9 protein-coding genes are annotated in these 11852 nt (G+C 37.2%); 6 read left to right on the top strand and 3 right to left on the bottom strand.

Features of this window, described 5'->3' with window-relative positions; translation table 11 throughout:
- Nucleotides 1-78 precede the first annotated feature (78 nt).
- The 3 genes from AC4PID_RS10540 (at nucleotide 79) to AC4PID_RS10550 (ending at nucleotide 2386) form a co-directional block, all read left to right on the top strand.
- On the top strand, nucleotides 79-468 hold the full coding sequence (locus AC4PID_RS10540) for a hypothetical protein (RefSeq protein ID WP_492131971.1): 390 nt from the start codon (nucleotides 79-81) through the stop codon (nucleotides 466-468).
- A gap of 45 nt (nucleotides 469-513) precedes the next feature.
- Nucleotides 514-1650 carry an aldo/keto reductase gene (locus tag AC4PID_RS10545; protein WP_492131972.1) on the top strand — a complete coding sequence of 379 codons (1137 nt, stop codon included), beginning with the start codon at nucleotides 514-516 and terminating at the stop codon, nucleotides 1648-1650.
- 94 nt (nucleotides 1651-1744) lie between these two features.
- The gene (locus tag AC4PID_RS10550) at nucleotides 1745-2386 is read left to right on the top strand and encodes a hypothetical protein (protein WP_492131973.1); all 642 of its coding nucleotides are present in this window, start codon (nucleotides 1745-1747) and stop codon (nucleotides 2384-2386) included.
- Between the two features lie 125 nt (nucleotides 2387-2511).
- Here AC4PID_RS10550 and AC4PID_RS10555 read toward each other — a convergent pair whose 3' ends face one another.
- The 3 genes from AC4PID_RS10555 to AC4PID_RS10565 all read right to left on the bottom strand — a co-directional run bounded on the left by AC4PID_RS10555 (nucleotide 2512) and on the right by AC4PID_RS10565 (nucleotide 8803).
- Complete coding sequence (locus tag AC4PID_RS10555; protein WP_492131974.1) at nucleotides 2512-2703, bottom strand: hypothetical protein; 192 nt, start codon at nucleotides 2701-2703, stop codon at nucleotides 2512-2514.
- 282 nt (nucleotides 2704-2985) lie between these two features.
- Entirely contained in the window at nucleotides 2986-6720 is a 3735-nt protein-coding gene (locus tag AC4PID_RS10560; protein WP_492131975.1) for a hypothetical protein, read from the bottom strand.
- Nucleotides 6721-7399: 679 nt separating this feature from the next.
- A complete protein-coding gene (locus AC4PID_RS10565; RefSeq protein WP_492131976.1) occupies nucleotides 7400-8803 on the bottom strand; it encodes an MBL fold metallo-hydrolase RNA specificity domain-containing protein in 1404 nt (467 codons plus the stop codon).
- A 146-nt stretch (nucleotides 8804-8949) separates the two neighbouring features.
- On the opposite strand from AC4PID_RS10565, the gene AC4PID_RS10570 reads away from it, so the two are divergent.
- From AC4PID_RS10570 to trmB, 3 genes are read left to right on the top strand one after another with little or no spacing between them, the layout of a single operon-like run.
- Nucleotides 8950-10500 (top strand): putative glycoside hydrolase, encoded by a 1551-nt coding sequence (locus AC4PID_RS10570; protein ID WP_492131977.1) that lies wholly within the window; start codon nucleotides 8950-8952, stop codon nucleotides 10498-10500.
- 55 nt (nucleotides 10501-10555) lie between these two features.
- Entirely contained in the window at nucleotides 10556-11185 is a 630-nt protein-coding gene (pyrE, locus tag AC4PID_RS10575) for an orotate phosphoribosyltransferase (protein WP_492131978.1), read from the top strand.
- 14 nt (nucleotides 11186-11199) lie between these two features.
- Nucleotides 11200-11838, top strand: a complete 639-nt coding sequence (gene trmB, locus AC4PID_RS10580) for a tRNA (guanosine(46)-N7)-methyltransferase TrmB (RefSeq protein ID WP_492131979.1) — start codon at nucleotides 11200-11202, stop codon at nucleotides 11836-11838.
- Nucleotides 11839-11852: the final 14 nt, after the last annotated feature.

An 11852-nucleotide genomic window follows, 5' to 3' on the forward strand; every position in this document is an offset into this window, starting at 1 on the left:
TTTATATTTTATTTGCAATGGAAGAGTAGATGTTTTAAAATATATTTAGCCTATCGAATGAATTTGAAAGGAGTCGCTATGAACTTCATAAGACTTGAAACGAGAATCTATACAGATATCAATAACGGTTATCGTTATTTGACGAATCCCTCTAAAATCGAAAAATGGACTCAGAAAAAACCGAATAAGACAGAGCAAGAACAGTTCAGCTGGGTTGTGTGGCATTTTGAAGAGAGTGATTATATCTATACTTTCAATTTAATGAGATGTGGCGTGAAAACTGAATACTGCACAGAAATTCACCTTATGATTACACATCCAAGTGGTAGCATCGAAGAGACGCTACAGGAGTCAGTTAGAGCGGAGGCGACTGCTTTACTTGATGCACTTAGATTTGAATTCAATAAAGAGTGGGTAATAACAGACCGTGATTTAACGGCGAGCTTCTTTAAAGGGAGCAAGCTATAATCATTTGGGGTGGCTTTTTAACTTTACAGGTATTAAGGAGGAAATATGCAATACAGAATGATTGGTAAAACAGGTATTAACGCTTCTGTTCTAGGACTTGGTTGTATGCGACTTCCGGCAGATGCAGCAGATGCAAGCGTAGTAGATAAAGCAAAAGCAATAGAAATGATTCGATATGCACTTGATCATGGGATCAACTATATCGATACAGCATATCCTTATCATGGTGGTGAAAGTGAGAGAATCGTTGGAGAAGCGCTTAAAGACGGTTACCGCGAAAAGGCTGTTTTAATTACGAAATCACCAGGCTGGCTCATTAAAACACAAGCGGATTTCCACAAGTATTTAGATGAGCAGCTTGAAAAATTAGGTACAGATCATTTAGACATTTACCTATTACATGCACTCAACAGAAACACATGGGCAACATACAAAGAAATCGACGTATTTACAGCGATAGAAGAAGCGAAGGCAAGTGGTAAAATCAAGCACATCGGTTTTTCATTCCACGATGAGTATGAAATCTTCCAAGATATCGTAGATAGCTATGATTGGGAGCTTTGTATGCTTCAGCTTAACTATATGGATATGGGCGAGCAAGCGGGTCTTAAAGGACTTAAGTATGCAGAGTCTAAAGGTTTACCAGTGATCGTTATGGAGCCACTTAAAGGCGGTATGCTAGCAAACCCACCTGAAGAAGTGAAGTCTATCTTCGAAGGCCATGCGAAAGAAAGAAGTGCAGTTGAATGGGCGTATCGTTATGTGGCGAACTTTGAAAATGTCAAAGTTGTCTTAAGTGGTATGTCTAACCTAGAACAGCTTCAAAACAGCATCAGTCTTTCAGATCATCTTACAGTAGGTAACTTAGATGAGAAAGCACTTGAAGTAGTTGAAGCGGTTAAAGAAGCTTACGCAAGACGTGTTCAAGTACCATGTACGGACTGTAAGTACTGCGTACCTTGTCCACAAGGCGTTCAAATTCCTAGAGCGTTTACATTCTTTAATAGAGCATACATCTTTGATAGCCAAGAGGCGATGAAGAATCAATATATGCAACAAATTCCTGAGGCAGGTAGAGCAGGCCAATGTATCGCATGTGGTCTCTGTGAACCTAAGTGCCCTCAAAAGATAGAAATCATCGCAAGCTTAAGCAGAGTAGCAAGCGAGTTTGAAAGCGTATAAAAATATTGTAAGACTTATAAAAAATATTGAAACCCACTTTGAAACCCTCTATAATTAAAGGTGCAATTATGATTATATCGAAAGAGGTGGCATTTTGAAGAAGGGCGATTTTATTTGGGGTGCATTATTAGCAGCGTTTACTGCTTTTGTAATTGTACCATCAACACATGAGGTTTTTGTTACATTTACAGGCGCACATCCTTATATAGGCGGTTTTATCAAGTTTGGACTTTTAGCGACGATGGGTGAAATGCTCGTGGTACGTATCAGTACAAAAGAGTGGAAGAAAGCACCAGGATTCCTATGGCGTGTGGCGATTTGGGGATTCCTTGGTATGGTCATCACCTTGATTTTCTCTATCTTCTCAGGTGGCGTAACCAGCGCACTTGGAAAGGGTTTATTACCAGGAGGCGATTCAAAGCTCGCATTTGCATTTTTCACAAGTTTTTTGATGAACATGACATTTGCTCCGACGTTTATGGCATTCCACAGATTTACAGACACGTATCTCGATCTTAAATACGGTGAAGGCAAAAAACCAACCATCGCAATGGTTGTCGATCGAATAGACTGGAAAGGATTTATCTCATTTGTCCTAATGAAAACAATCCCATTCTTCTGGATCCCAGCACACACGATCACATTCCTTTTACCACCAGAATACCGCGTACTCGTCGCAGCGTACCTAAGCATGGCACTAGGCTTACTACTTACAATAGCAAAGCGTAGAAAGTAATTGGTAGTCTAAGGGCTATGTAACTGAATCAATTTTGACAAAAATTAAGGAGATGGCGTAATCTATGAGAATAGATTATGGCATCTCCTTTTGTGTTTAATCTCTGTTGTTAACGCTTAGATCTTTTATAATAAATTCTTATAGCGATGACTAAATACGATAAATTGGTCATCATCAGATAGGTTAGATAATAATAATTCAATAGATTTTTCGTTCTCACAAAATCTTAAGTTACAGTTGTCTTCTAATAATTTATAGATTCTGCGTTCTTGTTCACCAGCAGGAGTAGTTGCTACTTCGTTCAGCTCTCGATACATACGTGGTTTACCATCCTCAGTAGTAAAAAAACTTGAAATCCGAACCCAGGAACCTCACCAACACTTCTAGTAGATTTTTTAGACATTTTTATTCCCTTCGTTTAGTATAGAGTTCAAATTTACAAAATTGATTCCTACAAATAGTTAGGGTTAATAATTTTGCCTAATTCATTGTGTCCTCAACACGTCTAGAAGAAAGAATACGGTGTTTGATGTCTTTAATATTTTTCTGTTGTATATTGTTCAATATGAATACCAATCTCACTTATAATGTCTCATTCTTTACAAAAAACGTTCTTCCATGATTTCATCAATTTCTTCTTTTTCTATTCTTCTCTTCCAAACTTCAATACTATCTTGAATTAATTTTTTATGATGAAGAAAATCCAAACCAGTAAAAATTGGAAGCAACGATTCATAATATTTTACTCTAGCCTGCATATATGGAACCATGCTTCCTGATCCTCCCCAGTGATTAGGCTCTAGTGTTAATTTACTAAAAACATCAAAATTTTTATTTAATGAAACAAACGTTTTAGTGGCTTCTATTCGCAATTCTTCTCCCAACTCAGACAAAATTTCAAAGAGCAGAAAAATTTTTTCACTATCATAATTTTTTCGAATTGTGTAGATAACCCATTCATGTTGCCTTTTGACGACATCCTCCTCACCTTGTTTGTGAACTAAAATTTTTACAAATGGATTTTTCATTCTCCAATAATAATTTTTGCCTCTTTCAGCAATATAATCAAATAAATAGTCAAATATTTCATAGTAATTATCCAACTTCCAACAACTTGTTATTCGTTCTTGAACATATCCGATATGCTTATCTTGATGTTCGTAAAAATAAACTGCATACGAATGAAGCCAAGAAGTATCCACTGATATAAAATATTGAAGAAAAGTACCATCGTAATCTATATGAGAATCATTGTCTGCTAGAAAGAAATATATTTCTTTTAAAACATCTTTATCCCCATAGAAGTACTTAAACAGTTGATCTGGCGAACAGCAATGCTTATTGAATAATAAATTAAAATAAATTTTTACTATAAATTCGCTATATTGTTTTTTATCTAAAATAATTTTAGCACACCTACAGAATATTTCTGAGTCGATAGATAAGTACTTTTCTAAAAAAATAAGATTTCTATATGAAGAAGATGTAATGGACTTGTCAGAATCTTCATTTAGAAATGCAATAAGTTTTTCTGTCCATTCATTATTAATTTTTTCCTGTGATAGAGATTCAAAAAATACAAATTTCCAAAGGTTAGAATATTGAAACTGCCTTTCAGAAATAAAATTATATGTACTTTCTTCTCCCCAAAGCACAATTAACTCAGTGATAATTTGTCCTGGATGAAGATCAATACTGGAGCCATAGCTAATTAATGCATCTACAAAAGTCTCAAATTTACTCCTATTAGATAAAATTGCAGAAACAAATATGTCAATTGAAGATATAAACTCATACCTCTTATTATCTAACTCTTCAATTAAAACGTTTAGTTGTTTAACAAACTCTTCAATTTTACTTGTATTAATATCTTCTGCAAAACTTGTGATTTTTTCTTTCCAATTTTTTTTTGCTTCTTCATAGTCTAAATCACTGTCAAAATATCGTTCTGAAAACATGTGATATACATTCCAGATATCAGAATCAAAGATGTCATTTATGCATTCTATTGTTTTGATTCCATAGTGTTTCCACTTTCTCTCTAATTGGTTAATTAATTCACCTTTTATAATTTCACTACAACTATCTAGTTTTAAGATAATCGAAACGATATAACTCTGATCATACGAAATTATGTCTTCATCATGATCTTGCCATCCTTGAGCATATTTTTGCAAAACTTTTAAAATATGCAATTGCCATTTTTTTGAATCAGCAATTATAAATAATTCATCCCAAATCCCCTTGCGAAATTCTTTACTTCCCTCAGTTAATACTAGTGGGATGTTGTACATCACCATCTTATTCCCTCTAGAATATTCTACTGGTCTAAATACTGTTTTTAAGAATTGCTCTGCTACGGCAATAAAAAGTTTAGTCAATATTTCACTCTCACGCTTACGTCTCAATGTATTGATAAGTATTTTTTCTACGTAATAATTATACCTACTTGAATATTGATTAATGCTGTAATAACTCTCTATGCAATCATACGCATCTTTGACAACATCTTGCTTTTTATTTACATATTCACAAATAAGTTCAATAGCAATTTCCAAATTTTCTTGATAACGGTATCCCTCCAACAACTCCATAATTGTATCTTTTTCTTTATACTCATTTTTTGTAAAATCAATTTCGGTAATATCTACTACTTGATTATCAACTTGATCAATTTTCCGTTTTACAAATAAAAGTGCATCTAATGGTCGGAAATCATGAAAAACCTTCACATATTCACAAAATATTTGCTCTGATTCATTTTCAAATAAATCCCATACTTTCTTTATTTCAGACTCTAAATATGAATGTACCTCTTTAGAACTAAAAATATTCCAAAGTACATTTGTAGCTTTTATAATACCTGTTCTGAAGTTTCTAAAGCCAACTTCTAATATCTCAGAAAATGAAATGTATTTCTTCTTAAAAAAACAGTATAACAACATGTAATTTCCTAAACACTGATCAGAAACAATAGCAACCTTATCCAACTTAATATCTACAAATTCCAATTCAAATAATCTGTAAACATTTATTTTAAATTCATCAATACTAATATCAATTTTTTCAAGTATGGCTTCTAAACAACTTAATTCTCCTAAATTGATCGTATGCAAGAGAGCTATAATGCTTGCTGATAGACATAAATCTTTTTCAACTATAATTGGTGAATTTGAAAGGATTTTTCCATAATAACTTTCATATAGATCAGTTGCATCTTTTATGGTTTCAAGATTTTGTGTTAACTTCGCAAGTTTTCCTGCCATATATGCTATTCTTGCATTTCCTTCAGCAATATTTATAATTTTGTCTACATAATCAGAGTTACGTATCTCCATATTAACATCTAAAAATGTCTTGATTTCATCATCCGTAAATCGATTTATCCTAAGAATATGTGGTGTCGTATATTCCTTAATTTGTGCAATTACACTTTCAGCAGTATAATCTCGCATAGTTGCGATAATTTTCACATCATATCCATTCTGTAAAAAGTTCAAATATTCCAGAACAGATTTTAATCCTATTAATTCATTGGCATCATCAATTAATAACAAATACTTCCCAGGTCTTTCAATATATGATGCTATATCCTCTGATATTGGTAAATCAGTACTACGAATGCATAATATTCTATATCCATTTTCTATTCCATAATTTTTTGCAACCTCTAGCGAAATTCTGCTTTTCCCAACACCTGCTTGTCCAACCACAGCAATTACTTTCGAATTATTCAAAGATGTGATCATATCATTATATTCATTTTCTCTGAATTGAAAAATTGTAGATAAAGGGGTAGCCATTTCATTGGCATCATATCTTTCTACAAAAGTCTTATAATCCATAATTTGATTTGTATCTATACTTAATCCGAGATGATCTTTTGAAAGTATTTTATGAAATCTGTATATTTCATCTGCAAGCCTGTCGATTCCATATATATTTAATAAAACTCCATGGCTTGCACAAATATCTGATAGTTTTTTATCATTTCCTGCCGATAAATTAGATGAAGTGTGGCAAAAAATTATTTCTGCAATATCCTTAGTTTCTACACCAGTCTTGGAAACATCAAGACATTTTTCTATGTCTTCCTGAGCTTTATAATATAAGCGTTCCTTTTGAGTTGTATAAGCTACAAAGATGTATTTTCCTTCTGAATTTTTAAAGTATGTATCCGGATTACCTATTGTCGTTTTCGTAGTACCAGACTGCATGCCAAATGCATGAATTCCTTCATAACCAATTCTTGACAGCAGTGCATCACATAATTCTTGAAATGCTCCTCCTTCGAGTTCTATTATTCTTCGTTTAATATCCGTTAAAGTAGACATTTTCTTCCTCCATTCACAATACGTATCAAGTAAATTAGAAAAACACCACTACTATAAAATACATATTAGTCCATTTTGAAAATTAAAGCATCTCGAGGTATATCAACACACAATGCTTAGTTCAACTACTTTTCAAACTCAACAATATTTATTGCATTCACATTGTGATTAAGGAATATTTATATGAAATTAAGCAACTTCATAAAAGTATACGATAGCAATATATCGTTATTAGTGACTGAGTTACTTGATAAGTAACAGTCTATAATCTCTTTTATAATATTTCAACATAAAAAGGACAGTTGGTTACCGTTTTCTAATTGATACGTTCAACATATTATGTATCTTCAAAAAATGAACCCTAGCCTTGTGTAATATTATTTTAATTACGTATTAGAACTATCAAATTACTTAGAATGTTATCATTTTGAATTTTCATATATTCTAATTTTCTTTTAAAAGTGCATTTGAAACTCATATCCCCCACACCAGCACCCAATAATAACAATCATAGGAGGCTCCGCAGTGAAGCGAGGACCGGTCCTCCGGAGAGCGTTATTATTGGGTGCTGGTGCAGTTGGCAATAAAGTCCAAAATTACGATATTCTATACCTTACAATCAATCATTTAATCACTTGATCACTTGAAATCACTTGAAATCACTTGAAATCATTTGAACCTACAACTCAAACCCATCCCCAATCACAGGCATCAAAATTTCATAATCACCTTCGCTTTCAAGCTTTTCCTTCAAAGCAAATCTAGATTCTTCCTCACCGTGGTTGATGATGATCTTCTTGATGTTTTGAATCTGATTGACCCATCTTAATAAACCTTCTTCGTCTGCATGACCAGAGAAACCGTGTAGGTCGTGTAGTCTTGCTGCGACGATGACGTCTGAGTCCATGATCTTAACGGATTTCTCCCCGTCGAGGAGGCGTCTGCCCAAGGTCTCTTCACCCTGATAACCGATAAAGATCACGTGCGTGTTGGATTTCCATAGGTTGTGTTTTAGATGGTGTGTGATTCTGCCTGCCTCGCACATGCCACTTGCTGAGATGATGACTTTACAGCCCTTCATGGTGTTCAGTGCGATAGACCCTTCTATAGAGGTTACTAGGTGCAGGTTAGGGAGCTTGAAGGGAGCGCCTTCGTATTTTTGAATCGTTTCGCTCATGTACTCGATATGTGCGTCGTAAAGTTTGGTCGCTTCTATGGCAAGTGGTGAATCGATATAGATCGGGATCGAAAGGAGTCGATCTTTGGTTTCTATGTCACAGGTATCTAAGAACTGTCTTAACTCAAAGATGACCTCTTGCGTTCTTCCCACTGCAAAGGAAGGGATAAGCACAGTGCCGCCCTGACGATCGGCCTCTAGGATGATGTCCACCATGTTTTGGATGCGAGTTGTAACGCCGGTATGATGCTTGCCACCATAGGTCGCTTCCATGATGACGGTATCTGCTGAGGTCGGTGGTTCATATGGCGGTTCTAGTGGGTTTGTGCCACCTCCCAAATCGCCTGAGAACACAACGGTTTTGTAATGTTGGTCTTTTTCATCTTTATAGCGCATGACGATAGAAGCTGAGCCGAGTAAGTGACCCGCTCTTGTAAAGTAAAACTCTAGGTCTTCGTCAAGCACCTTCTTTTGCCCATAATCCATCTGGTAGAGGTATGGGAGCGCATTGATTGCGTCCTCTTCTGTATAGAGGGCTTCTACTGGGTCAAGTCCAGCGCGTTTTCTCTTCTTGTTTTCCCAAGCAGTTTCGGTTTCGTGGATCTTGCCGGAGTCTCTTAATAGGATTTCTGATAGCCGACTGGTAGGTGCGGTACAGAAGATTTTTTGAGTAAAACCACGTTTGACCAGTAGCGGAACGCGACCTGAGTGATCGATGTGTGCGTGTGTTAGGATGATTGCGTCGAGATCGGTTGCATTAAAGGGGAGACTTTCGTAATTCAGAGATTCTTCCTTTAATGTGCCTTGGAATTGCCCACAATCGATGAGAAGTTTGAGATGCTTGTAAGTGAGATAAATCATAGAACCAGTTACTTGACCTGCAGCGCCTAAGAATTGAATGTTCATGTGGCCTCCTTGTAAGTGAAATTTAATGAACGTTTTCCCATGAAGCTTTAATTGTCTCAAGAACTTAAATAGAATTTTAATATATTTATGTGGTGATGTTTGTTAAAATGGTTATGTATGAATCTATTTTATCAGAGGAGTTAACAATGTTAAATAAGAAAAACAGGGTCTGGCTAGTTGGTGCCCTGATTATGGTGGTATTGGTCGCTGGTTTCGGCGTTAAGATGATTGGTGAAGCTCAGGAGAGCAATGCGATAAAGAAGGCTGAGGCTGAGCGCCTTGCAGAGATCAAGAGACAGGAAGAGGCCGAGCGATTAAAGCAGGAAGAAGAAGCGAAAAGAATAGAGGAAGAACGTCTTCGCCTTGAAGAAGAAGCGAGAATAAAAGAAGCAGAAGAAAAGGCGAGACTTGAAAACATAAAGGCAAATACGATCTTTACCAGTGCCTCGGGCGCGACACTTTATAAAAGTGCAGAGGAAGGGGCTGAGGTCGTCGAAAAGCTGGCTAAGAAAATGGCGATTTACGCCTCAAATCAGATTAAAAATGATGCCGGCGAGGTTCAGTTTTATGAAGTGAAGGCGGACATCGACTCTGAGGTGCTTGGCTTTGTGAAAGCGGGAGATACGGTTCGTACGCTTGAGGACTATATCGTTAAGAAATACGACGATGTGGACTACTCTTATATCGAAAAAACGACGGGCTATGAAAGCAACCCGAAAATCCCAGTAAAGGCAATCTACGTTACGGGTAAGACTGCGTCGGGTGCTAGACTGGATGAAATGATAAAGATGATTGATGAGACAGAGCTCAATGCCATCGTAGTGGACGTTAAGGACGATGAAGGGTATCTGCTGTTCCACTCTGCAACGGCAGCGACTTTAAATCCTGAGGCCAATGAAAAGGTGTATATCTCAGATATAGATGCGTTTGTAAAAAAAATGAAGGAACATAATATTTATCTCATCGCGAGAATCGTAACGTTTAAGTCGCCGATATATGCGAAAACGCATCCTGAACGTGCCATCGTCTATAAGAGCTCGGGCGAGCTTTATAGCGACTCGGATAAGCTGATCTGGGCATCTGCGCACGATAGGACGCTTTGGCAGTACAATGTGGGCATCGCAAAGGAAGCGGCAGCACTTGGCTTCAATGAAATTCAGTTCGATTATGTGCGTTTTCCGGCGATCGCAAGACAGGACGATATGGACTATCGCAATGATACAGGAGAGTCTAAAACGGCAGCGATTCAGAACTTTTTAAAGTTTGCCTATGAGAACTTAAGCGAGGATGAGGTTTATATCTCTGCTGACGTGTTTGGTTGGGCGGCTTCTGCTCTGGATGATGTGGGGATAGGACAACACTGGGAGTCAGTTGCCAATGCAGTGGACTACATCTGTCCGATGATGTATCCGAGTCATTATGGCCCTGGTAATTACGGCTTATCCGTTCCAGATGCGTTCCCTTATGAGACGATCAATCGCTCGCTAAGAGATGCGATGGCGAGAAATGCGAACCTACAAAGCGCGGCTGGGATCAGACCGTGGATTCAAGATTTTACTGCGACGTGGGTAGAGGGCTATATCCCATATCGCACAAAGGAAGTACATGCGCAGATTCAAGCGCTGAAAGACAACGGGATCGATGAGTATCTCGTTTGGAATGCAGGGAATTATTATCATGAAAATGCGTTCAAATAAGGGCGTGTTTGTGTTAATATAGGTAAGAATAATTATGAATAAAATGGAGGCGTTTATGCTAGCGAAAGAGATTGCAGAATCTTTATTAAAGATTAAAGCTGTAACAATCGTTGATGAAAACAACCTATTTACATGGGTGTCGGGAATCAAATCCCCGGTTTATTGTGACAACCGTATGACCATCAGTTATCCAGAGGTGAGAGATCAAATCGCAGAAGGGTTTGCTCAAATCATTAAGGATAAATATCCGGATGTAGATGTGATCGCAGGTACTGCGACAGCGGGAATTCCGCATGCTGCATGGGTTGCACAAAAATTGAATTTGCCAATGGTTTACGTTAGAAGCAGTGCGAAGGAACACGGTCGTGGTAGACAGACTGAAGGGGTTTTACCTGAAGGCGCTAAGGTCGTTTTAATCGAAGACTTACTTTCTACAGGTGGGAGTTCACTTAAAGCGTGTGAAGCGATTAATGCAGAGGGTGGAAACGTCATTGCAACGCTTGCTATTTTTAGTTATAACTTTAATGAAGTAACAGAGAAATTCAATCAAGCTGAAATTCCGTTTCAAACTTTGACAGACTATCAGACCTTACTACCGATCGCGGTGGAGATGGGCTATATTCCTGAGTCTGCAAAAGAAACGATGTTGGCTTGGAGTCAAAATCCAAGGTTATTTACCAAGTAATTTAGAGGTGTTAATTGAGAGTTAGAAGAGTTCCAGGTGCATTTGAGGCACTAACAGAGTTAAAAACCTATTTTATTGAAAAGCCAGAAGAAAACAAGGGCAAATGGCGTGAAGTCTTTGGCAATGATCATCCGATTCACGCTGAGTTCGGCGGTGGAAAGGGTAAGTTCATCATCGAGATGGCGATGAAGTATCCTGAGATTAACTTTATCATGGTGGATGCAGTGACTGAGGTGGTGCTAAAAGCGGCACAACGTGCTGAAAATCACCAGTTACACAACCTGAAAATCGTCATGTTGGATTTGAGATTTGCGGAGAATTACTTTGCTGAGCACGAGCTAGATCGTATCTATCTCAATTTTTCTGATCCATGGCCAAAGAAGCGTCATTATAAGAGAAGATTGACGCACAGAGAGTTTCTTGAAATCTATAAGAGAATACTGAAAACAGATGGCTGGATTCACTTTAAGACGGATAACAGAGGTCTATTTGAGTTCTCTTTAAATGAGTTTGCAGAAACTGATATGATTATGCGAAACATTACGCTGGATCTCCATGCGCTTGGGTGGGAGGACAACGTAATGACAGAATATGAATCCAAGTTCTCTTCAATGGGACATCCGATTTATCGTATAGAGGTTACCTACAGATAACTAGGGGGTGAGCT

The organism is Fusibacter sp. QWL-12, assembly GCF_058683495.1.